Source organism: Amycolatopsis ultiminotia (genome assembly GCF_039536925.1).
GTDB classification, from domain to species: domain Bacteria; phylum Actinomycetota; class Actinomycetes; order Mycobacteriales; family Pseudonocardiaceae; genus Amycolatopsis; species Amycolatopsis ultiminotia.
On sequence record NZ_BAAAZN010000006.1, the window covers coordinates 235,576 to 261,627 of the forward strand.

Genomic DNA, 26,052 nt, shown 5'->3' on the forward strand with positions numbered 1-26,052 from the left:
GCAACCCCGCCACCAGCCGCAACCCGACCACCACCAGCAACCCCGCCACCAGCCGCAACCCGACCACCACCAGCAACCCCGCCACCAGCCGCAACCCGACCACCACCAGCAACCCCGCCACCAGCCGTGCCTCGGCATCGGCGGGTGGTTCGGTGATCGCTGCAGACCACGCCGTCCCGCGGGCGCCGCTGCGCCGTACGGCCGGGCGGGTGCTGGGCACGCTGGCGCGATCGGTCGCGGTGTTCGTGCCGGTGTTCTTCGTGGCGACGTTCGTGACGTTCGCGTTGCGGGCGGTCAGCGGCCTGTCGCCGGCCCGGCTCCAGCTCGGCGAATCCGCGACCCCGGAAGCGATCCGTGCGGTGGAAAGCCAGTGGGGCCTCGACCGGCCGTTCCTCGCGCAGTACTGGAGCTGGCTCAGCGGCGTGCTGCACGGCGACCTCGGCACGAGCTGGGTCAACGGCGCGGACGTCTCCACCCTGATCGGGCTCGGCCTCGGCGTGAGCCTTTCGGTCGCGATCACCGCGCTGGTGATCGGCGTGCTGGCCGGGTTCGCACTGGGCACCGCGGCCGCGCTGCGGCACCGGACGTGGCTCGACCGGGCGGTCACCGGTTTCGTCACGGTCACCTCGGTGATGCCCGCGTTCGTGCTCGGCATCGTGCTCGTCACGGTGTTCGCGGTCGGCCTGCACCTGTTCCCGTCCGCCGGATACGTGCCGGCCGACCTGGGCATCGGGCCGTGGCTCGCGCACATCACGCTGCCCGCGCTGGCACTGAGCTTCGACGTGATCGCGGACGTCGCGCGCCAGCTGCGAACCGGGCTCGTCACGGCGTACCGGGAGAACTACGTGCTCGGTGCCGTGGTGCGCGGCCTGCCACCGCGCCGGATCTTCTTCGGGCACGTGCTGCGCAACGCCATCGGCCCGGCGCTGGCCACGGTCGGGCTGAAGTTCCCGTCGCTGGTCGGCGCCTCGGTGGTCACCGAATGGATCTTCGGCCTGCAGGGTTTCGGCCGGTTCGCGAACGACTCCGCGCAGAACGGCGACGTACCCGCGGTACAGGGCGTGCTGGTCGTTTCGATCGTGCTGGTGGTCGCGTTCAACCTGGTGATCAACGTCGTACTCGGCCGGGTCTCGCCCGCCGCGAACCGGGGGGTGTGACGTGCTGCGCCGGATGCTCGGCCTGACCTCGGGACGCATCGCCGTGGCGGTGCTCGTCGTGGTGGCCCTCCTTGCGGTCCTCGGTCCGCTGCTCGCGCCGGCGGACCCGATCGCGCAGAGCGCGAACACGCTCGCCGGCCCGTCCGGACAGCACTGGCTCGGCACCGACTACCTCGGCCGCGACGTGTTCAGCCGGCTGCTCGAGGGCTCCCGGGTCAGCGTGACCGGTGCGCTGGAGGTCGCGCTCGTGGCGCTGGCCGCCGGAACCGTGCCCGGCATTCTGTCGGTCTACCTCGGCCGGGCGTTCGAATGGGCGGCGCTGCGGCTCGCGGACACGCTGATCGCGCTGCCGTTCCTGCTGTTCGCCGTCGCGGTGACCGCGTTGCTCGGCAACGGGATCACCCAGGCGATGGTGGTGACCGGGGTACTCGTTTCGCCGCTGTTCTTCCGGGTCTCGCGAGCGGCGACGCTCACCGTGGCGAGGTCGCAGTACGTCGAGGCCGCACTCATCGCGGGTGCCTCGCTGGGCTCGATCGTGCGACGGCACGTATGGGGCAAGGTGCTGCCGGCGATCGCGGTCGCGTTCGCGCAGACCGTCGGGGTCGGCTTCATCATCGTCTCCAGCCTCACCTTCCTGGGCATCGGCGTGCAGCCGCCTGCCCCGACCTGGGGCGGGCTGCTCGCCTCCGACCTCGGCTACCTGAACTTCCAGCCCTGGGCGCCGGTCGTGCCGGCGCTGCTGATCATGGCCACGGTGTGGGCGGCCAATCTGCTCGCCGACGCGATCCGCGACGTGTCCGGCCCGGCCGGGCACCGAGTCCCCGCCGGAGGTACCGCATGACCAGCACGATCGAACCAGGCACCGGCGCGCCCGTGCTCTCCGTGCGCGACCTGCACATCCGGCGGACGGCCGACGGAGCGGATCTGGTGCGCGGCATCGGCTTCGACCTCAGCCCGGGCGGGGTCGTCGGCATCGTCGGCGAATCGGGCAGCGGCAAGACGCTGACCTGTCGCGCCGCGCTCGGCGTGCTGCCGGCCGGGTGCACGGTGGCAGGCGGCCGCGTGCACGTCGCGGGCCTCGACCTGGCAACGCTCGGCGCCGCGGAACTGACGCAGCTGCGGGGCGCCACGATCAGCGCGGTGTTCCAGGACCCGGCGTCGTACCTGAATCCGTCGATCCCGGTGGGCGCGCAGGTCGCGGAGGTGGTGCGGGTCAAGAAGGGACTGCGCCGCCGGGACGCGCGCCGCGACGCGGCCGAGCTGCTCGCCGCAGTGCGCCTGCGATCCCCCGGGCTGGTCTACGGCCAGTACCCGCACGAGCTCTCCGGCGGGATGCTGCAGCGGGTGCTGATCGCCACCGCGATCGCCGCGGAACCACGCGTGCTCATCGCCGACGAGGCGACGACGGCGCTGGATGTGACCGTACAGGCGGAAATCCTCGACCTGCTCGCAGATCTGCGCGAACGCACCGGACTCGCGCTCGTCGTGGTTTCGCACGACCTCGCGGTGGTCGCGCAGCTGTGCGACGAGGTCCTCGTGATGCGCGCGGGCGAGGTCGTCGAACAGGGCCCGGCCGAACGCGTGCTGCAGCACCCGGAGCACGAGTACACCCGGTTGCTCGTCGATGAGCACGAGCGCTACGGGCTCGACCGCTTCCTCGCACCCGCGGAGGCCGGCGCGTGAACGTCCTCGAAGTTTCCGGGCTGGAAGTCCGCTACGGGCACGGGGCCCGCCGCAAACGCGCGCTCGCCGGGGTGGACCTCACCGTCGAGCGGGGCGAGATCGTCGGCGTCATCGGCGAAACCGGATCGGGCAAGTCGACGCTGGCGCGGACCGTGCTCGGGCTGGTTCGCCCTTCGGCGGGGCGGATCGTGCTCGGCGGGCAGGACGTCACCGGCTACCGGGCACGGCAGTGGCGTGCACTGCGCCGGCGCGGGATCGTGCAGTACGTTTTCCAGGACCCGTTGCGCAGCCTCGATCCCGAACTGTCCATTGCGGACTCTCTCGCCGAACCGCTGCTCGTGCGCGGGATTGCGCGCGCGGAGGCGGTGAACCGGGCGGAGGAGTACCTGTCGCGGGTCCGGCTCGATGCCGACCTGCTCCCCCGGCTGCCCGGCGAGCTGTCCGGCGGACAGCGCCAGCGCGTGACGATCGCGAGGGCACTGCTGACCGAGCCCGAACTGGTCCTGCTCGACGAGCCGGTGAGCGCGCTGGACGCCGCGAACCGCGTCCAGGTCCTGCGGATCCTGCAGGACCTGCGCGAATCCGGCGTCGCGCTGGTGTTCATCTCGCACGACCTCGGCTCGGTCGCCGGTGTCGCGGACCGGATCGCGGTGCTCAGCGAGGGCGCGCTCGTCGAGACCGGCACCGCACGCCAGATCGTGGCCACACCGTCGCATCCCTACACCCGGCTGCTCGTCAGCTCGGCGCCGACGCTGCGCGCCGCACCCGCGGACCGCGCGCGGCGCGAAGAGCTGCGCGCGGCCCTCCTGAACTCCTGACCCCACGAAAGGACACGCGCCATGACCCGCAGGATCCATCTCGCGCTGCACCCGTACGGGGTCGGCGGCCCCGGCCAGCACGGTCTCTGGAAAGACCCCAGCGTCGCGAAGAACGCGTCCGTCGACATCGGCTACTACATCCGGCAGGCACAGGCCGCCGAGCACGCCCTGTTCGACGCGCTGATCATCGTGGACAGCCAGTTCATCAACGCCACCTATCCGGCGCACTACCTCAACCGGCTCGAACCGCTCACCCTCCTGTCGGCGGTCGCCACGCACACCCGGCACCTCGGGCTCGTCGGCACGGCCAGCTCCACCTACAACTCGCCGTTCAACCTCGCCCGCCGGTTCGGCTCGCTCGACCACATCAGCGGCGGCCGGGCCGGCTGGAACGTGGTGACCAGCTTCGACACCGGCACCAGCCGCAACTACGGACTGGACGAACACCTCGACTACACCACCCGCTACGGCCGTGCGCTGGAGTCGGTGCGGGTCGTGCGGGGCCTGTGGGATTCCTACGAGGACGACGCATTCCCCGCCGACGTCGAGCGTGGGGTGTTCCTCGACCCGGACAAGCTGCACGCGCTCAACCACGCCGGCGAGCACTTCCGGGTGGCCGGTCCGCTCAACCTTTCCCGCTCCCCGCAGGGCCAGCCGGTGATCTTCCAGGCCGGTGTCTCCGAGGAAGGCCGGGACCTCGCCGCGCAGGTCGCCGAGGGTATCTACGCACCGGGCGGCACGCTGGAACAGGCCCGCGAGTACTACGCCGACGTCAAACGGCGGACCGCCGCCGCAGGTCGCGATCCCGAGCACATCAAGATCTTCATCCACGGCGGCCCGATCGTGCGCGGCACCGACGAGCTGGCCCGGCGGCGCGCGGAGCGGATCGCCGAGGAGGACTACGACTTCCACGCGAGTCTCGCACTGCTCGGCCGCGCGTTCGGTGCGCACGATTTCAGCCAGTACGACCTGGACGCGCCGTTCCCGGACGTCGCGCATCTGGCCGAGCGGGGCGGGCGCACCGGCGCGGCGAAGATCATCGCACGCGCCGAAGCGGAGAAGCTCACGCTGCGGCAGGTCGCGGAGACCTTCGCCGAGCGCAAGCACTCGCCGTTCGTCGGTTCCCCGGAAACCGTCGCGGACACCATCGGCCAGTGGTTCGACGCCGGTACGTTCGACGGCATCAACCTCGCCTTCCGCAACGACGAGGACCTGACCCGCTTCGTCGAGGACGTGCTTCCGCTGCTGCAGAAGCGCGGGCTGTTCCGCACCGAGTACGAGGCCGAGACGCTGCGTGGGAATCTCGGCCTGCCGATCCCGGTCAACCGGCACACCGCCGCGCGGCAGCCGGTGGGCGCGCGATGAGACTCGGCTTCCTCACCCACGTCCAGGGCCGCGGCGACGACCTCACGCAGGTCTACCGCAACGCCCAGGAGCTGTTCGTGGTAGCCGACGAGCTCGGCTTCGATGTCGGCTGGGTCGCCCAGCACCACGTACCCCCCGGCGGTGGCGGGTTGTCGTCACCGTGGACGTTCCTCGCGCACGCCGCCGCGCGCACCAGCCGCATCCGGCTGGGCACGGCGATCACCGTGCTGCCGCTGGAAGACCCGGTCCGGCTCGCGGAGGACATCTCGGTCGTCGACACGCTCAGCGGCGGCCGGGTCGAGGTCGGCGTAGGCAGTGGCGCCAGTGAAACGGAATACGCCGCGTTCGGCCGGGACGTGGCCCGCAAGCGCGAACTGACCACCGAAGGGCTCGCCCTGCTGCGCTCCGCGCTGGCCGGCGAGGAGGTACGCACACCCGGGTTCACCATCCAGCCGCCCGCGGCCGATTTCACCGACCGGATCTGGCAAGGCGTGTTCAGCGCCCCCGGCGCGGAGTTCGCCGCGAAGGAAGGTTCGAACCTCCTGCTCAACCGGGCCGCGTACGGCTACGACGAGGCCACCGACGTGGTGCAGCGGCCGTGGGCGGACGCCTACCTCGACGCATGGCGCGAACCACGGACGCCGCGCATCGGCTTGTCCCGCCTGGTCTTCCCGGCCAAGGACCGGCGCACCGCGCTCGCGCAGATCGGCGAGGACGTCCACCAAGCGGCGCTGCGGTTCGGCGAGCGGGGCACCTTCCCGCCCGGAGTCGGCGTGGCAGAGGCACTCCGGCGGTTCCACGCGTTCTACGGGCATCCGGAGGAGATCGTCGCGGAATTCGAACGGGAACGGGTGCTGCCGGTCGCCACCGATCTGATCACCCAGTTCAATCCGGCGATCCCGGACCACGACAGCGCGGTACGGGCGCTCGAGACCATCGCCACCGAGATCGCCCCCGCACTCGGGTGGCGCCCGGCGTCCCGTGCTCTGGAAGGAGTCGGAAAATGAGCCGCTACAAGGATTTTCCCACCCCGGCGGAACTGCGCACGAGGGGCACGGTGCTCATCGCAGCGGGACGCGGGGAGACCCCGGCGGCCTACGCGCGGCTCGGCAGCCGGCTCGCGGCCGACGCCTATCAGGTCCGGATCGTCGAGGCACCCGAGATCGATCCGGCGGACGTACCGGGATCGCTGGACGGCTTCGCGGCCGCCCTCACCGCGGCGACCGACGGCCTCCCCGACCGCCCGCTCGTGCTCGCCGGTGCCGATTCCGGCGCGGCCGCACTCGCCGCACTCGCCGGCTCCGGCGACTCCACCGCCGCATGGTGGCCCGATGCGCTCGTGCTCGCCGGGCTGCCGGGCCCGACCGGGGTGACCGGAACCTGGGCGGCGGAGCTCGACGTCCGCACGAGCTGCCCGGTGCACCGCGGCGTGCTGACCGATTCGGCGGTCCGCGGCAAGCTGGCCACGCCCCTGCCCGACGCACTGCTGCACGCCGCGTACCGATCGGCGCCACCGCTGCCACAGCTCGTGCTGATCGGCGCCGACGACCCGCTCGCCGACCGTGCAGCCCTTGCCCGCACGGTGAAAGCGGCGCCACGGGCCCGGCTGTCGGTGGTGCACGGCGCGCACCACGACGTGCTCAACGACCGGCAGCACCGCTCGGTCGCCGCCGAGCTCGTGAGTTTCCTCGAGACCCTCGGCAACGAGCTGGTCCCGGTGATCTCGGTCGAGTCCAGTGCCTGGTGACCTCGCGCCCGCCCGGCTGCGGGCCGCCTTCGGGGCGTTCCCGACCGGTGTCGTGGCGATCGCCGCGCACGTGGACGGGCGGGTGACCGGGCTCGCGGCCAGCTCGTTCACCTCCGTCTCACTCGAACCGCCGCTGGTGTCGTTCTCGGTGGCCGGCACCTCCCGGACCTGGCCGGAACTGCGCCGGGCCGGGCACCTCGGCGTGACCGTGCTGGCGCAGCACCACGCCGCGGTCGCCCGGCAGCTCGCCGGGCCCGCCGAAACCCGGTTCACCGATCTCCCGCTCACCGTGTCCGCCCAGGGCGCGGTTACCCTCGACGAAGGGGTCGCGTGGTTCGACACCACGGTCGAACGCGCGGTCGCGGCAGGCGACCACACCCTCGTGCTGCTGCGCCTGCACTCCGCTGCCCACGCCGACGACGCCGAGCCGCTGGTCTTCCACCGCAGCGGTTTCCGGCAAGCCGGCTGACCCGAAAGGACACTCGTGACCGACCACTGGCACCAGCCGCTGCGGCACATCCGCGGCGCCGACCTCTCCGGGGACACCAACCAGACCACCGGGATGAAACGCCTCGAGGCGATCTCCGGCAAGACCGTCGGATCGAGCAAGGTGTGGATGGGCGAAACGCACGTCACCCCGCGCACCAACTCCGGCGACCACCACCACGGCGAGGCCGAGACCGCGATCTACGTCAAATCCGGCCATCCGGTGTTCGTCTTCGCCGACGGCGAAGGGGAAATCCGGATCGAGACCGAACCGGGCGACTACGTGTTCGTCCCGCCGTACGTGCCGCACCGGGAAGAGAACCCCACCGGCGAACCGGCCGTGGTGGTGATCGCCCGCAGCAGCCAGGAAGGCATCGTGGTGAACCTGCCGAGCCTGTGGACCGAGGTCGAAGTGCCGGAGTGAGCTCAGCGAACCGCGGGCAGCGGGCCCCGCGGAGCGGATCCGCCCGGCACCGTGGCGGAAAGGTCACTGCCGCGTGTCTCCGGGCCGAGCAGTGCACCGGCGATGATCAGGACACCGCCGAGCACCAGCAGCACGGAGGCGGTGTATTCGCGCGGGATCAGGTTGCCCAGCCAGTTCTGGTAGTAGGCGTAGAACGAGGTGATCAGCAACGGGGTGCTGTAGCCGAGGCCGAAACCGCTGCCACGGGTTGCCGGCGGGAAGCGCTCACACAGGTACGAGGGCGTCACCGCGAACACACTGCCACCGGCGAAGCGCACCACGAGCGTCACGACGAGGATCGCCGGGAAGCCGCTCCACCAGCCTGCGGCCAGCCCCCAGAACGCACCCGCGCACAGCACCGCGACCGCGATCCCGTTGTAGACCAGGGCTTTTCGGCGACCGATCAGATCGCCGAGCAGGCCGACGAACGGGAAGACGAGCGCATGCGTGCCCTGTCCGATGATCAGCGCCAGGGTGACCTCGGTGGGGCTGATGTGGCCCTCCTGCTCGAGCGCGGTCGGCAACAGGCCCGAGGCCATGTTCGAGGTGAACCACACACCGGCCATCAGCAGGAAGACCTGGGCGAAATCCCGGCGGGAGCGGCCGAACAGGATTTCCCGCAACGGGTTGCGTGCCTTGGCCGCGGATTTCCAGGTCTCGGATTCCTCGACCGAACGCGAGTAGTACACCAGGAACACGACGCACAGCAGGGCGCCGAGGACGAACGGAATCCGCCAGCCCCACACCGAATACGGCGAGTCCGGCCCGCCGGACGGGGAGAACTCCAGCACCGCGAACGTCGCCGCCGCGATAATGCAGTTGGCCATCGCGGATCCGCCGCCGATGAAGCCGCCGTACCAGCCCCGCCGCCGGGCGGGCGCCTCCTCCATGGCCAGCGGGGTCGCGCCGGTGTACTCACCGCCCAGGAAGATCCCGTCGACCAGCCGCAGCGCCACGAGCAGGAACACGCTGGCCGGGCCGAGTGTCGCGTACCCGGGCAGCGCCGCGATGAGCGCGGTGCACACCGCACAACCGGCGACCGACCACAGCGTGACTTTCCGCCGTCCCATCCGGTCGGCGAGCCAGCCGAAGATCGTGGAGCCGACCGGCCGGCCGAGCAGGGTCGCCACGAAGATCAGCGCGGAGGCGACCGCCCGCGTGTCGGCGGGCATGTCGGCGGGCAGGAAGTAGTTCATCGCGGGCACCAGCGCGACCGTCGGCAGGTAGACGTCGTACATGTCGACGAAGAAACCGAACGAGGCACCGAAAACGGCACGCCGGGTCCGGCGCAGCTGCGGGGCGGACATCATCGTCTCCTTGTCCGGGACAGGCGGTTCAGGAGCGGGCACGGGCCTTCCGCGGGGCGAGGCCGAGTCGCTTCAGCGCGTACTTGTCGAGCTGGGTCAGCAGTCCGTTGAGCACGAGGGTCAGCACGACCAGCACGATCAGGCCGGCGAACTCGCTCGGTGCGTCCAGTGCCATTGCCGCGTCGAACAGTTCGTGCCCGACACCGTCGGTGGAGGCGATGAACTCACCGCCGATGACGCCGAGGATCGCCAGCGGGCCACCGGCTTTCAGTGCGGCGAAGAACGGTGAGGCCAGCGTCGGGATGGTCACGTACAGCAGGGTGTGCAGCCCGCGTCCGCCCATCAGCTCCACGATCTCCACCAGCTGCCGTTCCCGCTGGCGCAGTCCGAGGTACAGGTTGTAGAACACGACGAACGCGACGCCGATCGCGGCGATGGCGATCTTCGACAACGTGCCGATCCCGAAGAACAGCAGGAAAAGCGGTGCGAGCGCGATCTTGGGGATGCCGTTGATCGCGGCGATCAACGGTTCCAGCACCCGGCCCGCGACCGGGAAGGTGCCCAGCAGCAGGCCCAGCACCGTGCCTGCCACGACTCCGAGACCGAAGCCGATCGCCACCTCGAAGGTGGTCGTGCCGATGTCGGTCCAGCCGGACGGGCTGGTCAGGACCTGCCACAGCGCCACCGCGACCTCGGTCGGTTTGCTGATCGCATACGCCGGGATCAGGGTCCCGCTCACCACCTGCCACGCGGCGAGCACGAGCACGATCACCCCGATCCGCGCGGCGACCACCCGCCCGTTGCCCCAGCCCGTCCGGCTCTTCGCCGCAGTTCTCGCCGCCTTGCCGGGATTCCCGGTCGCTGTCACCATCACGATTCTCCTTCGGTCCGCATGCGGGGTCACCGTGGCAGGTACTGATTGGTCCAGTTTTCGCGCGGGAGCGCGGTATCCTTCGGAATCGCGCCGGTCTTGCCGACGAAGCCCATGCTGGTGTCCCAGCCCGCGGCGCCCATCCCGACCGTCTCCGGCCAGTCCACCTGCCGGAGGCTGGCCAGCAGCACCGGATCGGGCACCCCGGAGAAGGTCTGCTTCATGACGCCGACCGCTTCCTCCTCGTGTGCGCGGGCGTAGGCGCTGCCCTGCTGGGCCGCCCGCACGAACCGGCGGACCACGTCGGGCTGTTCGGTGGCGTAGTCCCGGCGCACCACCACGACCTGGCCGTAGCCGCTGCTGCGGACCGACCACGCGGGCACCGTGTCCGGACCCGCCACGACGACCCCGCTGCCGTCGGCCTGTACCGCGAGCGGGGTGGGCTCGGAGGTGACGAACCAGTCGATCTGGTTGTTGTTCAGCGCCGCCTTGTTGGCCGCCGGACTGGGCAGCGACGCGTAGTTGACGGTGTCCGGGGAAACGCCGTAGGCCCGCAGGAAGATACCCGCCTGCCCCTTGGTGGTGGTCGAGCTGGCGCCGCCGACGGAACCCTGCAGTGCCTTGGCCACCTCCGCGGGCGGGGTCTCCGCAGTGAGGTGGTGTGCCTTGGCGAACCGCGTGCTCACGATCAGCCCGAGCGGGGAACCCGCGCCGTCCATCGCGACGGCGAGCTGCGGGATCTTGCGGCTGACCGCGGTCAGGAACGAAGTCGGGCTGGAATGGTAGAACTGTACCGAATCCGATTCCAGCGCGGGAGCGCCGAGCGACGCGGTCAGGTTCACGAAGCGGACGTCGAGCCCCGCCGCGCGGAAGTACCCCTTCGCCTCCGCCACCCGCAACGGAGTGTCGAAAATGGTGTTGCCGACGCCCACGCTCACCTGGGTCAGGCCGTCGGCCGAACCGGAGCCGCAGGCCGCCAGCAGCCCGGAACACAGGGCGAGCACGACCGGGAACACCGTGAAACGGCGGACCTTCCTGGTTCCGGGGCGTCGTTGCCTCAGCACCACCTCGGTCACCACGCTTTCTGCGTATCGAAGAAACGTTGCCAGAATTGCCATTGCCGGGCACCGGCCACCGGCTGCGGGGCGAACCGCCCGCCCAGTTCCATCACACTGTGCGCATCCGCGGAGTAGCCGGGCCACCTGGGCAGTCCCGGCCCGTTCGGATCGCCGCGGGTGATGAAGTTGACCCAGTACGCGGACATCGTGGCGGCGACGCGCCGGTCCTCTTCCGTCCACTGTGGAGCATCCGGTGCCGGGTTGCCGAACACGAACTCGATCTCCGAACCGTGTCCGGCCCGCCGTGGCCCGCCGCCGGGCACCGGTGCGGCGTGCGACCAGGAGTAGGTGAAGACCCCACGGGTGGCGTGCCGCGTCCACTCGCCTGCCCACAGGTCGGTGGAAACCCGGGAGTTGTCCCGCGCCGCGGCGGCCGCCGAACGGGCTGCCTGATCGTCGTCCCCGGCCGGGTAGAGCCGGAGGAAGTCCGCCACCATCGGGCCGAACTTGCGCTGCGCGGCGGCCAGGAAGTCCCGGCGGGTCACGTACACCGGCGGCGCACCCGGCCGGAACGGAGCAGCACCGGTGCGCCGGTACTCGGCGAACGCGCTGTCCGGAACCGAACCGCCCTCGTCCAGGTTGTTTCCGGTGAGGTAGCCGACGTCGTGCTGTTCGCCGAGCCGGTAGGTGTCGGCGTATCCGCGGGGAAGGACGTACCCGTCCACGACCGGACGGAACAGCGGTGGTTTGGCGGTGCTCGCGGTGTCCACGGACTCGTCGGCCCCGGCGTGCCCGTCGACGAGTTTGCGCCAGGGCAGGGCACGCAGCCGGCGCAGCCCGCCACCGCCGTGCTCGCGTGCGAAGGTTTCCCCGGCCTGTTCGGCATCGGCCATCGTGCGGTACGAAGTGGACAGATATCGCAGCTCGGGATCCCCGGGGTACCGTGCATGGCTCTGCGCGATCGCCCGGTGGAACAGGCCTCGCGCGGGCGGGGACATGGCCAGGAAGTTCACCGCGCCCGCGCCGGCGGACTGGCCGGCGATGGTGACCCGGCCGGCGTCACCGCCGAACGCCGCGATGTTGCGCTGCACCCAGTCGAGCAAGGCGACACAGTCGAGCAGGCCGTAGTTGCCCGAGGCGTGCTGCTCCGACTCCGCGCTCAGCTCCGGCGTCGCCAGGAACCCGAAGACGCCGAGCCGGTAGTTGAAGGTGACCACGACGACGCCCTTGCGGGCCAATCGCTCCCCGTCGAACCGCGGATTCGCCCCGGTCCCGGCGCGGAATCCGCCACCGTAGATCCAGACCAGCACCGGCAGCCGGTCGGCAGCCGATTCCGCGGCCGTCCACACGTTCAGGTGCAGGCAGTCCTCGGACAGCGGAAGTTCGATGCCCGCGGACGCCGCGTCCTGCGGTGCCTGCGGGCACATCGGCCCGAACCGTGCGGCGGAACGCACTCCGGTCCACGGCGCCACCGGCTGCGGTGCTCGCCAGCGCAGCTCGCCGACCGGCGCGGCCGCGTACGGGATGCCCCGGAACACGGTCACCGACCGGTCCCGGCCAGGGACCCCGTCGAGGACTCCGCTGTCGATGGTCACGCGTGAGCGCATCGGTTCCTTCCGGTCGTGCCGTCGCCGGTTCAGCCCTCCGCGGCGGCAGCCGAGTGGTCCAGCAGCAGCGCGTGCCGGGCCGATCCGACGTGGTGGCGCATCGCGGCACCGGCCGCCTCCGGGTTGCGGGTGAGGATGGCCAGGAAGATCGCCTGGTGCTCGCGCAGCGATCCGGCACGGGGATGGTGTGCGGAGAGGTTGCGGTACTGGCGCATCACCAGCGGGTAGAGCAGTGAGTCGTAGGCCCTGGTCAGGGTCACCTGGTGCGCGGCGTGCTTGACCTGCTGGTGGAACCGGCGGTTGCCCGCCGAGTACGCCTGCTGGTCGCCGCGTTCCTGTGCCTGCTGCATCTCGGCGAGTGTCCGGCGAAGTTCCTCGATTTCCTCGTCGCAGGCCCGTTCCGCGGCCTTCGCGGCCAGTGCCGCCTCGAGGGTTTCGCGTGCCTCCAGGATGTCCGCCGCCTCGTCGACGGTGAAGCTGCGGGTCCGCACCCCGCGATTGGCCTCGCTGGTGACGTAGCCCTCCTGGCTCAGCCGGACGAGCACCGAGCGGATCGTGCCGCGGGACACCGTGAACATCCGGGTGAGGTCGGCTTCGGTCAGCCGGGTGCCCGGATCGAAGCTGCCGCTCAGCAGCAACGCGCGCAGATCCTCGTAAACCTGATCGTACCGGGTTCCGGTGACCTTGTCGTTGTCTTCCACCTGTGCCGCCCACTGTCGTCGTCCCGTCGAAGAGTGCTAGCCGGCCAGGCTCGGGTAGAGCCGTCGTGCGGTACCGGCGAAGATTTCCTGTTGCTGCGATTCCGGCAGGCCCTTGAGCACCTGTCGGGCGAGCGCGACGAGTTCGGGCAGCGACTGCTCCGCGGCAGGCAGATTGGAACCCCACGCGATCCGGCCCGCGCCGAAGGCGGTGAGTACCGGGTCGAGGAACGCAGCGGCTTCATCGCCGGCCGCCTGGAGAGGTTCGAGACTGCGGTGGGTCAGCTTCAGGTGCAGCCCGGGGTGCACGGCCAGCTTCGCCACCTCCGCACCGGCCGCGGCGGGCGAAGCGGTGATGTCGGGGTAGGCCATGTGATCGAGCAGGACCCGGGTCGAGGGGAACCGGTCGAGCAGCTCGTGCAGCTGCGCGGTGGCGGGGCCGAGCCGCATCTGCAGGCACACGGTGACCCCGAGTTCACCGGCCTTCGCCCAGAATGGGTACGTCTCCGGGGCCGCGAACCACTCGCCTTGGGTGGCCACTGTGCTGCCGGTGGTGAACAACCGCACACCGGACAGCCCGCCGTCCCCGGTCACTGCCGCCAGGTTGTCGGCGGCGTCCGGCCGCAACGGATCCACCGTGCCGACCGCGATGAACTTCCCCGGCCGCTGCGCACGGCTGTCGAGGACGTAGGAATTGTCGTAGCCGTACGCGGTGGTGGCCTGGACCAGTACGGCCTGGTCGATTCCGGCCTCGGCCATCCGGTCGGCCATGCCTTCGGCGGTGACCGGCCGGGTGCCCGCCCACCCCGATTGCTTCCCCCCGATCGGCGCACGGGGGTACCGCGCGAGGTCGTCGGAAATGATGTGACAGTGCGTGTCGACGAGGTCCATGTTCTGGTGCCTTTCTCCGGCTCAGGCGTCCGGGTAGTCGCCAGGGGCGAACAGGTGCGCGGGGTCGGCGGGGAAGTCCGGGTCGACGAGTCCCTGCTCGCGCGAGAACTTCACCAGGGCGCGGATGCTGACGTCGTTGGCCGCCAGTCCGTACGGAATCGGGTCGCCGCCGAGCTGTGCGGCCTGCTTGCCCAGCCGCGGCAGCGCGGTCCACTTCGGATCCGCCTCGACCTGACGGCGTTTGCTCTCGGCGAAGGCGGTGTAGAGCTTCCCGGGCAATTCGGGATCCCGCTCGGCCAGTTCCCGGCGCAGTGCGATCACCGAATGCAGCGGGTAGATCCCGGTGCGCAGGTACCAGTCGGTGGCCAGCACTTCGTGCTCGGGGAACAGCGGGTACGGGCCGTTCTCGCCGGTGGGTTGTCCGGCAGGCGCGGCCCAGCCCGCACGCGGGGCACCCGCACGACCGGTTCCGGCGTTGCCGCTGAGGGCCGCGTCGATCTCCCCGGCAGCCAACAGCTCGCCGAGCGAACGTCCGTCGGTGACGCGTTCGACGTTCGCCGGGGCACGGCCTTCGATGTGGTCGTCGTCGTCCACCACCCAGGTGACCGTGGCGGGGTCGAGACCGTATTCGTCGCGCAGGATGCCGCGTACCCACACCCCGGTGGTCACCGTGTAGGCGCGGACCCCGACCCGCTTCCCGCTCAGGTCTGCGGGGAAGCGGATGCCCGATGCGGCACCGCACTGCACGTCGGCGTGGTGGAAACGCCGGTTGAGGAACACCGGGATCGCGGTGAGCGGCACCCCGGCCTGCAGTGCCATCAGATACGAGGTGGGTGCCAGTTCGCACACGTCGAACTCCAGGTCCCGGATCATCCGGCGGTACGCGCCGATCACCGGGGCGACCTCGACCGGACTGATCTCGTACCCGGCCACCGCGGCCTCGCCGCCGAGCACCGCCCGCCCGTGCGCGTAGTCCCCGAGTACGACTGTCAGCTTGTCCATGCCCTGCCTTTCAGGAGAAGGAAATCCGGGGTTCAGCCGCCGAGCCGCGACGCGGGGACCCCGAGCACGGCGCCGGTCCGCTCGACCAGTTCGTCGAACTCGACCAGGCGGGGCAGCACCTGCTGTTCGAAGGCGTAGCGGGCGGCCGTGGTGAACGGGCCGCGCAGGGCGGTGAAACCGACCGGGTTGAACTCCACCGAAGCCGGCGCGGGTCCGGTGGCCGCAGCCGCTTCCGCCAGCGCGTCGTACACCGCGAGCACGGCCTTCGGGTCGGCTTCCGCAGCCGCGACGCTGATCCCGACCACGTGGTTGACCGGGGCGAAACCCTTCGCCGCGGCCCATTCCGCGGCAACCTCGGAGGCGTGCGGGATCGCGGTGCGGATCCGCTCGTCGCCGGGCAGCTCGTTGCCCATGATCCCGTAGTCGACGCTGCCGCCGAGGAAATCGGCGGGCAGCTTCGTACCTTCCTGCGCACGTTCGACCCACGCCGGATCCCGGTACTCGTCGACGTGCCCGCCCTCGTAGCTGACCCAGTCCACTTCGGACAACCCGATGCCGTACTGCTCGGTGAGGAATCCACGCAACCACACCCCGGTGGTCTGGCTCCACGAGCGGACCCCGACCCGGCGGCCGCGCACCCGCTCGACCCCTTGTTCGCCCAGCGTCACCAGGGTCTGGTGCTGGAAACGGCCGAGTGTGGTGACCGGCAACAGCGCCACCGGCTTGTCGTAGGCGACCGCCTGCAGCAAGGTCACCAGCGGAATCTCGCACACGTCGTAGGCAGCGTCGTTCAGGAACGCCCGGGAAGCCTTGTTCACCGGCTTCACCTCGACGCGTTCGGGTTCGGCCCCGGCATCCTTGGCCGCGCCGACCGCAACGGCCGCGAGGTCGTCCCGACCCAGCACGATCTTCATTCCCGGCTCCTCTTCTGGTGGTGGTGACGCTGGTGGTGGTGCCGCTCGTGGTGCTGGCGCAGCAGGTCCGCGCCGTAGTCGTTGCCGTTGGGGGTGCGCACGATGGTGTGGATATGCCGGCGCGTCGGGGTGTCGTTGTCGTACATCACGCCCGCCTGGTGCTCGAATTCGATGAGAATCACCGGGCTGTGCACGCGGTAGTAGAAAGCGCCGTCGGCCTCGCCCACCCACGCGAAATGCGTCTCGTCGGCGTGCGCCAGCACCTCGTCACGGCGCACCTTCGCGTGCCCGGGGTTGGCGCGGCCGACGTAGAGGTCCACGAGATCCATCGCCGTGCTGTGCTGTGCTTCGGTCAGATCGGCGAACGGGATGCCCTCGTAGTTCAGCTCGAAGTTGTCCCGGAAGGCGCCGACGAACAGGTCCTCCGGCAGCACGTCGTCGATGGTCGCCTTGACTCGCTGGTCTGCTTCGAAGCTGGAGAACAGCTGCTGCGCCAGCGCTTCCTCGCTGCGGAACACGGTCGTCCCCGCATACTTGCCGCCTTCGGCGGTGACCGGTTCGGCACCGAGGAAGGTGGGGGTGAGCACCATCTGGTCGCCGACGAAGACGCAGTTGACGTTCACGTGGTGCCCGTCGAGCTGCCAGCCCCACGGGCGGCCCTTCTCCGGCTCGCCGTAGATGCTGAACCAGTACAGCCATTCGTTGAGAGTGTCGGTCTCGTCCCGCAGTTCGCCGACCGTGAGGTTGAGCCGCATCAGGTCGAGCACCTGCCCGAACCCGGCATCGGACAGGCTGCGGCGCAGGATTTCCAGCGCCAGCTCACGTTTCTTCTCGTCGAGATCTTCGAGGCAAAGACCGTGCCGCAGGAAATAACGGGCACCGTTCGCCCAGTGCCGCCACGACACGTCGTGCATCACGAACCGGCCCTCGGCGCGTTCCCTGGCGGTCAACGCGGCCAGGTAGTCCTCGGCGGCGCGCCGCAGCCCGGTGCCGTCCACCCCGGTCCCGGTCAGCGGGTACAGCCCCGGCCGCGGGCCGTCCTTCGTGGACAGTCCGCGGAACGGGATGGCCGCGGACTGCACCCGCCACTCGACCTTCGCCAGCAGCTGCGGAGTCCACAGCTCGGGCCGCCGGGTCGGCGGGGCGCCGCGTGCACGCAAGCCGTCCCGGGCCTGCTCACCGTGCGTCGTCACCGCGCGACCTCCTCGTGCCGCAGCACCTCTTTCAGCCGCGGAAAGACCCGAAGTGCGTTGCCGCCGCATATCGCCTGCCGGTCGGCTGCGCCGATCGTGTCGAGGGAATCCAGCAGCGCCAGGGTGTCGTCGAACCGGCGCCCGGTCTCCGGATCCACACTGCGCGCGGCACCGATCATTTCCGAGGCGAACAGGATGTTCCGGGCCGGGATGACCTCGGCCAGCAGTTCGAGACCGCGCCGGTGATAGCCACAGGTGTCGAAGAAAACGTTGCCCAGCAACGTTTCCTCCAACGGCGGGCGGCCGCGGTCCAGCATCATCGCGCGGTGGCGGTCCCAGTGGTACGGCACCGCCCCGCCGCCGTGCGGCAGGATCAGCCGCAGCGTGGGGAAATCGGTGAACAGATCCGACTCGCACAACTGCATGAACGCCGCGGTGTCCCCGTTGGGATAGCACGCGCAGGTACCCTGGACCGCGTCGTTGCGCGATATCGTCCCGTGCACCATCGCAGGCACGTCCAGCTCAACCATCTTCTCGTACAACGGGTAGTACACCCGGTCGGTGATCGGCGGCGCCTGCCGGAACCCGTCCGAGGGATCCGGATTCAGCAGGCACCCGACGAACCCCAGCTCGGTGACGCACCGCTGCAGCTCCGTGGCCGACGTGCGAACCGACTGCGCCAGCGCCTCCCCCGGCGACTGCGGCAGCCGGCACACCCCGGCGAACCGGCCGGGGAACAAGCCGCACACCCGCGAGATCAGGTCGTTGCCGACCCGCGCCCAATGCAGGCTCGTCTGTCCGTCACCGTGGTGATACGCCATCCTCCCCGTGTCCGGCGAGAGCACCGTCAGGTCGGTGCCGCGTTCGCGCTGCAGCCTCAGCTGGCCGCCCTCGACCGCTTCGCGGATCTCGTCGTCGTCGATGATCAGTTCGTTGGGCAGGACCCGGAAGCCCGAGGACTCGTACGCCTTGATCTGCCGCTCACGCCACTTCCCGAGCGCACGCGGTGCGGTGGTGAAGTGCCCGTGACAGTCGATGATCATGAATGTGCTCCAGGAATCAGGCGGCGCCGGTGAGATCGAGCTCCGCCTTGAACAGGCTCCACAGGTCGTTGTAGAGATCGGAGAATTCCGGTGATTCGAACAACGACCCGATGTCGCGCGGGCGGGCGAAGGGCACCGGCAGCACCCGGCGCACCGTGCCCGGCCCCTTGGACATCACCACGACCTCGTCGGCGAGGTAGATCGCCTCGTTGAGGTCGTGCGTGACGAACACCAGGGTGCCGCGCTGCTCTTCCCACAGGTCGAGGAGATCCTGCTGCAGCCGCAGCCGGGTGATCGCGTCCAGCGGGCCGAACGGCTCGTCCATCAGCACGATGGACGGGTCGTAGATCAGCGCCCGCGCAATGGACACCCGTTTCTGCATCCCGCCGGAAAGTTCCCGGGGGTAGTGGTTTTCGAACCCGGTGAGCCCGACCACCTTGGTCCAGTGCGCGATCCGGTCGTCGCGTTCGTCCTTGGGCACCTTGCGAAACTTCAGCGCCAGCCCGATGTTCGCCTGCACACTGAGCCAGGGCAGCAGGTTCGCCTGCTGGGTGACGTAGGCGGCCGAGGAGTTGAGCGCGGTGACCGGTTCGCCGTCGAAGCAGACCTCGCCCTCGGTCGGGGCGAGGAGACCGGCGGCCAGATTGAGGATGGTGCTCTTCCCGCACCCGCTGGGACCGATGATCGCGACCAGCTTCCGCCGGGCAACCCGCAGCGACACGTCGGTGATCGCGGGCCGGTGACTGCCGGCGAATTCCAGCGTGACGTTGTCGAGCCGGAGAGCGTCGGCATCGGGAGCGGTGGTGGTCATCCGAGTCTCCTTTGACCGGCTGAAGAATGCCAAGACAGCGGGGCCAGTGGCTCCGTATTGTTGTACAATCTTACCGCCGACCCTAGCAAGCACACCAGCTCAACGGCAAGAGATTCTTGTGGAAGACCGTGATTCCGGAGAACCTTCGCAGATCGGTCTCACTACTTGTTTGACAATCTGCTACCAATGGTCACGATGGGAGAGCAGCTTCGCACCGAAGTGTCCGGTGTGGACGGTCGTGGCACGGCACCCGGGTCAGCACGGCGTCCGGCTCGGCACGTCACTCGGGTTAGCACGACGTCCGGCTCGGCACGGCGTCCGGGCCAGCACGGAGTCCGGGGCAGCGCAGCACCCGAGTCAGCACGGCGTCCGGGCCAGCACGGAGCCCGGGGCAGCGCAGCACCCGAGTCAGCACGGCACCTGGGTCAGGCGAGCCGGCGGGCCCAGCGGGCGGCCTTGACCGTGTTGGCCATGAGCATCGCGATGGTCATCGGCCCGACGCCGCCGGGGACCGGGGTGAGGCGCCGGGCGAGTCCGCCGAGTTCGGCTGCCCGGACGTCGCCTGCCAACCCCGCCGGGGTGCGGTGGATGCCGACGTCGATCACGGTCGCGCCCGGCTTCACGTGTTCCGGCCCGATCAGGCCGTGCACCCCGGCGGCGACCACCAGCACATCGGCTTCCCTGGTCACCGCGGGCAGATCCGGGGTGGCTTTGTGGGTCACCGTGACCGTCGCGTCCCGGTTCACCAGCATCTGCCCCATCGGCCTGCCCACCAGGTCCGAACGGCCGACCACGACCGCGGTGGCACCTTCGATCTTGACCCCTTCGGCGTCCAGCAGTTCGAGCACCCCGGCCGGGGTACACGGCCGGAGCCCGAAGCGATCGCGGGCGAGCAGGCCGGCGCTGACCGTGCTCAGCCCGTCGACGTCCTTGGCCACCGGGATCCGGTCGATCAGCGCCGCCGCGTCCAGACCGGACGGCAACGGCAGCTGCAGCAGGATCCCGGACACCGCCGGATCTTCCGCCAGCTCGTCGAGCACCGCGGCGACTTCCGCCTGTGCGGCGTCCGAGGGCACCGCCCGGTGCACGTCGCGCATGCCGAGGTGGCGCACCATCCGCCGTTTGCTGCCCACGTAGACCGCGCTGGCCGGATCGTCGCCGACCAGGACGGTGGCCAGTCCCGGCGAGGTGTCCGCGGTGAACGACGTCGCGACGTCGTGGGCGACCTGGTCCCGGATCCGCTGCGCTACCCGCTTGCCGTCGATCCACTCCGTCATCCCGGCACCTCCCTCAGGTGAAGACCACGGTGTGGTTGCCTTGGCGGAAAACCCGGTCCTCGGCGTGCCAGGCCACCGCCCTGGACAGCACCGCGCGCTCCACGTCCGCACCACGGCGCTGCAGTTCCGCAGCGCTGTCGGCGTGCGAAACGCGGACCACGTCCTGTTCGATGATCGGTCCCTCGTCGAGGTCCTCGGTCACGTAGTGCGCGGTCGCGCCGACCAGCTTCACCCCGCGTTCCTTGGCCTTCGCATACGGACCCGCGCCGACGAAAGCCGGCAGGAACGAATGGTGGATGTTGATGATCGGCACGCCCACCCCGGCGATGAACTCGCCGGAAAGGATCTGCATGTACCGCGCCAGCACGACGAAATCGACGTTCCCCCGCAGCAGCCGCAGGTGTTCCGCCTCCGCGGCGGACTTGTCCGGCCCCGCCGAGGGCACGTGGAAGAACGGGATCCCGAACCCGCGGACCTCCTGCGCGGTGTCGACGTGGTTCGACACGACCATCGCCACCGAGACGGGCAGCTCGCCGCGCCGGTGCCGCCACAGCAGGTCCAGCAGGCAGTGGTCCGATTTGGACGCGAAGATCGCCACTCGCTTGCGCACCGCCAGGTCCCGCAGGGTGAAATCCAGTTCGAACCCGTCGCTCAGCACCGCCGTCAGGTCCGCCTCGATCGCGGGCAGCACTCCGGGCAGATCCGGCGCCGAGAACACCGTGCGCTGGAAGAACGCTCCGCCGACCGGATCGTCGGAGTACTGGTCCAGTGCCACGACATTCGCCCCGTGCCTGCTCAGCACCCCGGTCAGCGCCGCGACGATCCCGGGCCGGTCCCGGCCCTGGACGGTCAGTGCGGCCGCCGGTTCCCGGGTACCCGGTACCTGCGCCGCCACGCCCTTTTCCTGCGCCACGGTCACGACCGCACCTCCTGCGTACCGCGCGTGGTGAAGTCCGCGATCCACTCGACCGTCGCCGCCACCCCGCCGAAGCTGTAGAAGTGGATCCGCACCTCACCGTGCCGTGCCGGATCCCACCGCAGCGCCAGGTCCCGCAGGAACCGGTCCGGGCCCGCGGTGCCCATCAGGTTGGTGATCGAGAACCCGTACTTGCGCACGATCCCCGCGCTCGTGCCCACCCCCAGCCGGGCCGCATAGCGCAGCAGACGCCGGATCCCCGCCGGTCCCGGAACACCCACCCGCACCGGCAGGTCGATCCCCCTCGCCCGGACCTGCGCCACCCACTCGAGCACCGCGTCCGAGTCGAAACCGAACTGGGTCACCACCGTCGAGGCCATCCCGGTTCCGGCCAGCAGCGCGGCCTTGTCCGCCAGCGCCTGCCACAGCGTGTCCGGCTCGATACCCGGATGTCCTTCCGGGTAGCCGGCAATACCCGCCTCGCGCACCCCGAACCGCTGCAGCACACCACTTTCCAGCACCGACAACGCATCCGGGTACGGACCGTGCGGGGTGGCCGGGTCACCGCCGATCACGAACAACCGCTCCACGGCGGAGACTTCGGCAAGACCGGCCAGGAACCGTTCGAGGTCGGCCTGCGAGGTCAGCCGGCGCGCCGACACGTGCGGCACCGGGGTCAGTCCCAGCTCTCGGCAGGCCCGTGCCGCCGCGACCCTGGTCGCCAGGTCCTCGTGCTCCAGATAGGTCAGATGCACCCGCGTACCGGCCGGGACGTCCGGCGCGGCCGCGGTCAGGTGGCCGACGTCCTTCCCCGTCATCTCCAGGGAAAAGTCCGTCAGCAACGACGCCTCCGCGCGGTCACCGCTCATCTCGCCTCCCCCGTTCAGGACTGCGCCGCGGCGCGGTACCGGGTGCGGGCGAACCGGTCGAGCGGCGCCGCCTCGACGGTCGCCCGGATCTCGACCTGCTCGTGTGGTTCCACGGAGGGCTTGTCCGACACCGGGTTCTCGCCCCAGACCACGCGGACCTCGGTACCGGGCTGCGCGAACTCCTCGTCGAGCACGGCCAGCGACACGACGGCCTGGTCGCGCACGACGTAACCGCAGTCCATCGAAATGCCCACCCGCCGGTCGCCCGCCAGCACCTCGTCCATCTGGAACTGTCCGTACCGGGCTTTCGGCAGCGAGAAGTACTTGTAGGTCGGACCGGGCGTCCACAGCGAGGAGAAGATGCGTCCGGCGTCTTCCGGGTGCCACACCAGCGTCACCTTCCGCCGCTGCGGCTCGCCGGCCCGCGCACGCAGGGCGTCCATGCCCACGAACTCGTGGTCGAACTTGACGTGCCGCCCGTAGCCGAGGTCGTAGGGCGTGACGTAGTAATCGGCGACGTCGCGCGAATTCAGGCTGCCTGCCAGCGAACCCGCACTGTTCTCCGGAAGCCACCTGCGGTAGTCGGTGAGCTGTTCGCCGCTGTAGATCGCCGGCATCGGCCCCGGGATCCACCCCGACTCCAGATTCGCCGTGGAGTAGGCCACCGAACCGACCTGCTTGATGCCGAACTCCTCCCCCACGCGCAGGATCGCCTCGCGCACCGCAGGGCCTTCGGCCCACGGACCGAACAGTTCGAAGCCCACCTGCCCGGCCATACCGTGCCGGATGGCCCGCACCCGCTTGCCCGCGACGGTGAACGCGGTCATCCCGAAGAACCTGACCTCGGGCATGGGTTCCCCGGTGAGCTTCGCCACGAGGGACGCCGTCGCGGGACCCTGGATCTCGTAGCGGTAGAGCTCGGGTGAGCGACCACCGCGCTCCACCGACTGCGGATCGCGCTGCACGGTCACGTCCCAGCCGCCGGTCTGCGCGTGGTACTCCACCCAGTCCAGAGCGGTGCGCCTGCCGACGAGGTCAACCGAATGATCGCCGAGTCCCACCAGCACGCAGTCGCCGATGTAGTAACCGTCGTGGTTGACCGCCACGAACTGCTTGGCCTTGTCCCCGCCGAAGGTGGCGAAGCTGTTCACGCCGAGATGGGCCAGCAGCCGCACGGTGTCGGGGCCCTCCACGAAGAGGTCGACCATGTGGTGTGACTGGTCCATCAACACACACGAGGTGTGCCACGCCAGCGCTTCTTCCCGCCAGTTGGTGAACTCGCCCGGCACGAAGCCGAAACCGTGCGAAAAGGCGCGCCGCGCCTGGTTGCGCATCAGCTCGACCGGGTTGCCCACCCGGTCGATCGCCGCCTGCAGGCTCCCGCTCGCTGCCGCACCCACGTTGTTCCTTCCGTCGACGGACGCCGGGCTTCGTCCCGGCGGACCGGAGATCTCCGGCGCTGCGCTCACGTTCGCAAGAGACCGGTGCCCGGCGCACGGTCTTCGACACCAAGACCCGAGGTAGGCAAGTTGTGTTCGAACACAAAACCCCAGGACACTGGCCTGCGGCTTTCCGGAGTGGTATCAAGGTTGAGACCAACCGATGCCCGGACTCCTTCCGAAGAATCGACTCCCGATGTGGCTCCTCCGACCGCCGCGGCGACCCCGCCCGCACGGCCACACCTCCGCGGTCCACTGTGGACGGATGGCCCGATGACGTTCCCGGACGGCTCGGCAATGGACCTGCACCAGGTCGTCGCGCTGTGCAGTGAACTGTCGAGCGTGGCCACCGCGGACGGGGATCTCGGCCAGGTGGTCGCTCTGGTCGCCGGCCGGGCCGGGGTGTGGGCGGCGGTGGTGGACGACGCGTTGACGGTGCTGGCGCTGAGCGGCGGCCCGGACCGCGGCGAGGCCGACCTGCTGGGCGAGGCGCTGGAGACCGACAAGGAAGCTGTTTCCCAGCTGATCTCCGCTGCCGCCCGGATGCGCCGCGCGCTCTCCCTGCCCGCCTTCGGCGCCGCCGCCGTCTCGCTGGTCGTGGCCCCCATCCTGGTCGGCGACGATTCGGTGGCCTACCTGCTCACCGCGGGCCACGACGCGGACGAGACCGGCGAGGACACCCGGATCATGGTCACCGAGCACGCGGCCATGGTCAGTGCGGTGATCCTCGGTCGCCGCCGGGTCGTCGCGATCGCCGCGGGACGTGCCCGCCGGGAGTTGTTCGACGGGCTGGTCCTGGTCGGGGACCGCACCGAGGCCGATATCGACGGATGGGCCCGGCACCTCGGGATCGAACCGGGGCACCGCCAGCGGGTGCTGCTGACTGCCGTGGAGTCGCCGACCGGCGCAGCTGTCCCGGCGGTGACCGAACTCGTCGAGCACCTGATCGCCACCCGGTGTCCGATCGCGACGGTGGTCAACCGCGGCACCGAGGTGGTGGCCCTGGTACCCGGCGACGACGACGCCGGGCTGGCCGGGATGCTGACCGGACTGGCCCGGCTCTGCCACCGGACGGTGACCGAACGGTTCCCCGGTGTCCGGGTGATCGCCGGGCTCAGCGATCCGCACACCGGGGCGGTCCGGATCAGCACCTCGTACGGGCAGGCCCGGCGGGCGGTGGACATCGGCCGGACCTTCCCCGGGCTGCCGGAGGTCACGGTGTTCGCCGATCTCGGGGTGCACCGGCTGCTCGCCCAGGTGCGCGAGGTGGCCGAACTCGGGCGGTTCACCCGGCACGTGCTGGGCGCGCTGCTCGACTACGACCGGGCCAACGGCACCGGCTACTGCGAAACGCTGTCGGTCTACTTCCGGGAGAACGGCAGCCCGCAGCGTGCCGGCGCGCTGCTGCACGCCCATCCGAACACGGTCACCTACCGGGTCCGTCGCGCGGAGGAGATCGCCGGGCTGGACCTCGGTTACTACCCTGACCGGCTGGCGGTTCAGCTGGCGCTGGAAATCCGCAACGGACTGGGTGGTGACGGGTGCGCGACCGCATCGTGAACGAAGCGCCGTTGCTGGGTGCCTACGTCGTCCCGGGCGAAGACGACCGCGAGCAGGCCGCGGCCGCGGCGGCCGCGGTGCGCGACGCCGGAGCCGACCTGGTCGTCACGGCGACCTCGGGGCCGGAGCGCTCCCGCTACACCAGCACCAACCAGGCGATCGACCTCGCGGCCACCTGCCTCGGCCGGGCCGGCGTCCCCAGCGTCGCCACGGTCACCACCTGGAGCCGCACCGTGATGGCGTTGCAGGCACATCTGCTGGGCGGGCACGCCCGCGGGGTCACCCGCCTGGTCTGCGGAAACGGCAGTGCGCCCAGTGACCGGGCGCAGTGGGGCGATGCCCGGTGGGCGGTCGACGTGGTCGAGCTGATCGAACTGCTCGGCAGGCTGAACGAGGGCATCGACCGGCACGGCCTGCGCCTGGAGACCCCGACGCGGTTCGACATCGGCGTCCGGATCCGCGCGGTGCCGAGGCTTACCGCCGCCGACCGGGCCCGGATCCGGCGCAAGATCGACGCCGGTGCGCACTTCGTCGTGACCAGCCCGGTGTACCGCCCGGAAGCACTCGAACCGCTGCTCGAGGTCGTCGACGGCGACGTCCCGGTGATCGCGACCGTGCACGCCTTGCGCTCGGCCGCCGAGGCCGAACTCCTCCACCACGAGCTGGCCAGGGGATGTCTGCCGGTGAAGCTGCTGCGCCGCCTCGAACACGCGGCGGACGGGGCCGCCGAGGAGGGCAAGCAGATCGCCGTCGAGGCGACGGCCGCCATCGCCGGCCACACCCAGGGCATCCTGCTCTCCCGCTCGGACCAACCGGACCTCGTGACGCGCGTGCGTGCCGTACTCGCCCGGCCTGCCGTCAACCCGGGCTGAGCCGG

Annotated in this window: 26 protein-coding genes; 11 read left to right on the forward strand and 15 right to left on the reverse strand. The window is 70.4% G+C overall.

Going from position 1 to position 26,052, the window contains the following annotated elements; genetic code table 11:
* The first annotated feature begins 152 nt into the window (after positions 1 to 152).
* Genes ABD793_RS16335 through ABD793_RS16375 form a run of 9 tightly spaced genes read left to right on the forward strand, consistent with a single transcriptional unit; the run spans position 153 to position 7,680 of the window.
* Positions 153 to 1,157 (forward strand): ABC transporter permease, encoded by a 1,005-nt coding sequence (locus ABD793_RS16335; RefSeq protein WP_344860666.1) that lies wholly within the window; start codon positions 153 to 155, stop codon positions 1,155 to 1,157.
* Position 1,158: 1 nt separating this feature from the next.
* Positions 1,159 to 1,998: an ABC transporter permease gene (locus tag ABD793_RS16340; protein WP_344860668.1), complete on the forward strand. Its 840-nt coding sequence runs from the start codon at positions 1,159 to 1,161 to the stop codon at positions 1,996 to 1,998.
* On the forward strand, positions 1,995 to 2,840 hold the full coding sequence (locus ABD793_RS16345; protein ID WP_344860670.1) for an ABC transporter ATP-binding protein: 846 nt from the start codon (positions 1,995 to 1,997) through the stop codon (positions 2,838 to 2,840). The genes ABD793_RS16340 and ABD793_RS16345 overlap by 4 nt, the downstream gene beginning before the upstream one ends.
* Positions 2,837 to 3,658, forward strand: coding sequence for an ABC transporter ATP-binding protein (locus ABD793_RS16350; protein ID WP_344860672.1), 822 nt, complete (start codon positions 2,837 to 2,839; stop codon positions 3,656 to 3,658). The genes ABD793_RS16345 and ABD793_RS16350 overlap by 4 nt, the downstream gene beginning before the upstream one ends.
* Positions 3,659 to 3,679: 21 nt before the next feature.
* Positions 3,680 to 5,023 (forward strand): NtaA/DmoA family FMN-dependent monooxygenase, encoded by a 1,344-nt coding sequence (locus tag ABD793_RS16355; protein WP_344860675.1) that lies wholly within the window; start codon positions 3,680 to 3,682, stop codon positions 5,021 to 5,023.
* Positions 5,020 to 6,030 carry an LLM class flavin-dependent oxidoreductase gene (locus ABD793_RS16360; protein ID WP_344860677.1) on the forward strand — a complete coding sequence of 337 codons (1,011 nt, stop codon included), beginning with the start codon at positions 5,020 to 5,022 and terminating at the stop codon, positions 6,028 to 6,030. Before ABD793_RS16355 ends, ABD793_RS16360 begins: the two co-directional genes overlap by 4 nt.
* Complete coding sequence (locus ABD793_RS16365) at positions 6,027 to 6,770, forward strand: alpha/beta fold hydrolase (RefSeq protein ID WP_344860679.1); 744 nt, start codon at positions 6,027 to 6,029, stop codon at positions 6,768 to 6,770. The genes ABD793_RS16360 and ABD793_RS16365 overlap by 4 nt, the downstream gene beginning before the upstream one ends.
* Positions 6,760 to 7,239 carry a flavin reductase family protein gene (locus ABD793_RS16370; protein WP_344860681.1) on the forward strand — a complete coding sequence of 160 codons (480 nt, stop codon included), beginning with the start codon at positions 6,760 to 6,762 and terminating at the stop codon, positions 7,237 to 7,239. Before ABD793_RS16365 ends, ABD793_RS16370 begins: the two co-directional genes overlap by 11 nt.
* A 15-nt stretch (positions 7,240 to 7,254) precedes the next feature.
* Complete coding sequence (locus ABD793_RS16375) at positions 7,255 to 7,680, forward strand: cupin domain-containing protein (protein ID WP_344860682.1); 426 nt, start codon at positions 7,255 to 7,257, stop codon at positions 7,678 to 7,680.
* Between the two features lie 2 nt (positions 7,681 to 7,682).
* On the opposite strand, the gene ABD793_RS16380 is transcribed toward ABD793_RS16375, so the two are convergent.
* The 15 genes from ABD793_RS16380 to ABD793_RS16450 all read right to left on the reverse strand — a co-directional run bounded on the left by ABD793_RS16380 (position 7,683) and on the right by ABD793_RS16450 (position 23,576).
* Positions 7,683 to 9,026 carry an MFS transporter gene (locus ABD793_RS16380; protein WP_344860684.1) on the reverse strand — a complete coding sequence of 448 codons (1,344 nt, stop codon included), beginning with the start codon at positions 9,024 to 9,026 and terminating at the stop codon, positions 7,683 to 7,685.
* 28 nt (positions 9,027 to 9,054) lie between these two features.
* Positions 9,055 to 9,897, reverse strand: coding sequence for an ABC transporter permease (locus ABD793_RS16385; RefSeq protein WP_344860686.1), 843 nt, complete (start codon positions 9,895 to 9,897; stop codon positions 9,055 to 9,057).
* A gap of 29 nt (positions 9,898 to 9,926) precedes the next feature.
* Complete coding sequence (locus ABD793_RS16390) at positions 9,927 to 10,976, reverse strand: ABC transporter substrate-binding protein (protein ID WP_344860687.1); 1,050 nt, start codon at positions 10,974 to 10,976, stop codon at positions 9,927 to 9,929.
* Positions 10,970 to 12,562, reverse strand: a complete 1,593-nt coding sequence (locus ABD793_RS16395) for a carboxylesterase/lipase family protein (protein WP_344860689.1) — start codon at positions 12,560 to 12,562, stop codon at positions 10,970 to 10,972. The genes ABD793_RS16390 and ABD793_RS16395 overlap by 7 nt, the downstream gene beginning before the upstream one ends.
* A 29-nt stretch (positions 12,563 to 12,591) precedes the next feature.
* On the reverse strand, positions 12,592 to 13,263 hold the full coding sequence (locus ABD793_RS16400; RefSeq protein WP_344860691.1) for a GntR family transcriptional regulator: 672 nt from the start codon (positions 13,261 to 13,263) through the stop codon (positions 12,592 to 12,594).
* Positions 13,264 to 13,299: 36 nt separating this feature from the next.
* The gene (locus tag ABD793_RS16405) at positions 13,300 to 14,151 is read right to left on the reverse strand and encodes an amidohydrolase family protein (RefSeq protein WP_344860693.1); all 852 of its coding nucleotides are present in this window, start codon (positions 14,149 to 14,151) and stop codon (positions 13,300 to 13,302) included.
* A 21-nt stretch (positions 14,152 to 14,172) separates the two neighbouring features.
* Complete coding sequence (locus ABD793_RS16410) at positions 14,173 to 15,153, reverse strand: substrate-binding domain-containing protein (RefSeq protein WP_344860694.1); 981 nt, start codon at positions 15,151 to 15,153, stop codon at positions 14,173 to 14,175.
* 32 nt (positions 15,154 to 15,185) lie between these two features.
* Positions 15,186 to 16,067, reverse strand: a complete 882-nt coding sequence (locus ABD793_RS16415) for a hypothetical protein (RefSeq protein ID WP_344860696.1) — start codon at positions 16,065 to 16,067, stop codon at positions 15,186 to 15,188.
* Entirely contained in the window at positions 16,064 to 17,260 is a 1,197-nt protein-coding gene (locus ABD793_RS16420) for a DUF3500 domain-containing protein (protein WP_344860698.1), read from the reverse strand. Before ABD793_RS16420 ends, ABD793_RS16415 begins: the two co-directional genes overlap by 4 nt.
* Entirely contained in the window at positions 17,257 to 18,303 is a 1,047-nt protein-coding gene (locus ABD793_RS16425; RefSeq protein WP_344860701.1) for an amidohydrolase family protein, read from the reverse strand. Before ABD793_RS16425 ends, ABD793_RS16420 begins: the two co-directional genes overlap by 4 nt.
* 16 nt (positions 18,304 to 18,319) lie before the next feature.
* Positions 18,320 to 19,114 carry an ABC transporter ATP-binding protein gene (locus ABD793_RS16430; protein ID WP_344860703.1) on the reverse strand — a complete coding sequence of 265 codons (795 nt, stop codon included), beginning with the start codon at positions 19,112 to 19,114 and terminating at the stop codon, positions 18,320 to 18,322.
* A 425-nt stretch (positions 19,115 to 19,539) separates the two neighbouring features.
* Positions 19,540 to 20,391 carry a bifunctional 5,10-methylenetetrahydrofolate dehydrogenase/5,10-methenyltetrahydrofolate cyclohydrolase gene (locus tag ABD793_RS16435; protein ID WP_344860705.1) on the reverse strand — a complete coding sequence of 284 codons (852 nt, stop codon included), beginning with the start codon at positions 20,389 to 20,391 and terminating at the stop codon, positions 19,540 to 19,542.
* A 13-nt stretch (positions 20,392 to 20,404) separates the two neighbouring features.
* Complete coding sequence (gene purU, locus ABD793_RS16440) at positions 20,405 to 21,304, reverse strand: formyltetrahydrofolate deformylase (RefSeq protein WP_344861048.1); 900 nt, start codon at positions 21,302 to 21,304, stop codon at positions 20,405 to 20,407.
* Positions 21,305 to 21,306: 2 nt separating this feature from the next.
* Positions 21,307 to 22,176, reverse strand: coding sequence for a methylenetetrahydrofolate reductase (locus ABD793_RS16445; RefSeq protein WP_344860707.1), 870 nt, complete (start codon positions 22,174 to 22,176; stop codon positions 21,307 to 21,309).
* Between the two features lie 14 nt (positions 22,177 to 22,190).
* Entirely contained in the window at positions 22,191 to 23,576 is a 1,386-nt protein-coding gene (locus tag ABD793_RS16450; RefSeq protein ID WP_344860709.1) for an aminomethyl transferase family protein, read from the reverse strand.
* Positions 23,577 to 23,888: 312 nt separating this feature from the next.
* On the opposite strand from ABD793_RS16450, the gene ABD793_RS16455 reads away from it, so the two are divergent.
* Positions 23,889 to 25,175, forward strand: a complete 1,287-nt coding sequence (locus ABD793_RS16455) for a PucR family transcriptional regulator (RefSeq protein ID WP_344860710.1) — start codon at positions 23,889 to 23,891, stop codon at positions 25,173 to 25,175.
* A complete protein-coding gene (locus tag ABD793_RS16460) occupies positions 25,157 to 26,047 on the forward strand; it encodes a methylenetetrahydrofolate reductase (RefSeq protein ID WP_344860712.1) in 891 nt (296 codons plus the stop codon). Before ABD793_RS16455 ends, ABD793_RS16460 begins: the two co-directional genes overlap by 19 nt.
* Positions 26,048 to 26,052: the final 5 nt, after the last annotated feature.

What these genes read in the sequence shown, in the direction of transcription:
- ABD793_RS16380 (WP_344860684.1), bottom strand. Translation starts at nt 9,026, where the DNA reads ATGTCCGCCCCGCAGCTGCGCCGGACCCGGCGTGCCGTTTTCGGTGCC.
- ABD793_RS16410 (WP_344860694.1), bottom strand. Translation starts at nt 15,153, where the DNA reads ATGGACAAGCTGACAGTCGTACTCGGGGACTACGCGCACGGGCGGGCG.
- ABD793_RS16435 (WP_344860705.1), bottom strand. Translation starts at nt 20,391, where the DNA reads ATGACGGAGTGGATCGACGGCAAGCGGGTAGCGCAGCGGATCCGGGAC.
- ABD793_RS16365 (WP_344860679.1), top strand. Translation starts at nt 6,027, where the DNA reads ATGAGCCGCTACAAGGATTTTCCCACCCCGGCGGAACTGCGCACGAGG.
- ABD793_RS16425 (WP_344860701.1), bottom strand. Translation starts at nt 18,303, where the DNA reads ATGATCATCGACTGTCACGGGCACTTCACCACCGCACCGCGTGCGCTC.
- ABD793_RS16345 (WP_344860670.1), top strand. Translation starts at nt 1,995, where the DNA reads ATGACCAGCACGATCGAACCAGGCACCGGCGCGCCCGTGCTCTCCGTG.
- ABD793_RS16455 (WP_344860710.1), top strand. Translation starts at nt 23,889, where the DNA reads ATGACGTTCCCGGACGGCTCGGCAATGGACCTGCACCAGGTCGTCGCG.
- ABD793_RS16430 (WP_344860703.1), bottom strand. Translation starts at nt 19,114, where the DNA reads ATGACCACCACCGCTCCCGATGCCGACGCTCTCCGGCTCGACAACGTC.
- ABD793_RS16395 (WP_344860689.1), bottom strand. Translation starts at nt 12,562, where the DNA reads ATGCGCTCACGCGTGACCATCGACAGCGGAGTCCTCGACGGGGTCCCT.
- ABD793_RS16445 (WP_344860707.1), bottom strand. Translation starts at nt 22,176, where the DNA reads ATGAGCGGTGACCGCGCGGAGGCGTCGTTGCTGACGGACTTTTCCCTG.
- ABD793_RS16405 (WP_344860693.1), bottom strand. Translation starts at nt 14,151, where the DNA reads ATGGACCTCGTCGACACGCACTGTCACATCATTTCCGACGACCTCGCG.
- ABD793_RS16415 (WP_344860696.1), bottom strand. Translation starts at nt 16,067, where the DNA reads ATGAAGATCGTGCTGGGTCGGGACGACCTCGCGGCCGTTGCGGTCGGC.
- ABD793_RS16385 (WP_344860686.1), bottom strand. Translation starts at nt 9,897, where the DNA reads ATGGTGACAGCGACCGGGAATCCCGGCAAGGCGGCGAGAACTGCGGCG.
- ABD793_RS16355 (WP_344860675.1), top strand. Translation starts at nt 3,680, where the DNA reads ATGACCCGCAGGATCCATCTCGCGCTGCACCCGTACGGGGTCGGCGGC.
- ABD793_RS16360 (WP_344860677.1), top strand. Translation starts at nt 5,020, where the DNA reads ATGAGACTCGGCTTCCTCACCCACGTCCAGGGCCGCGGCGACGACCTC.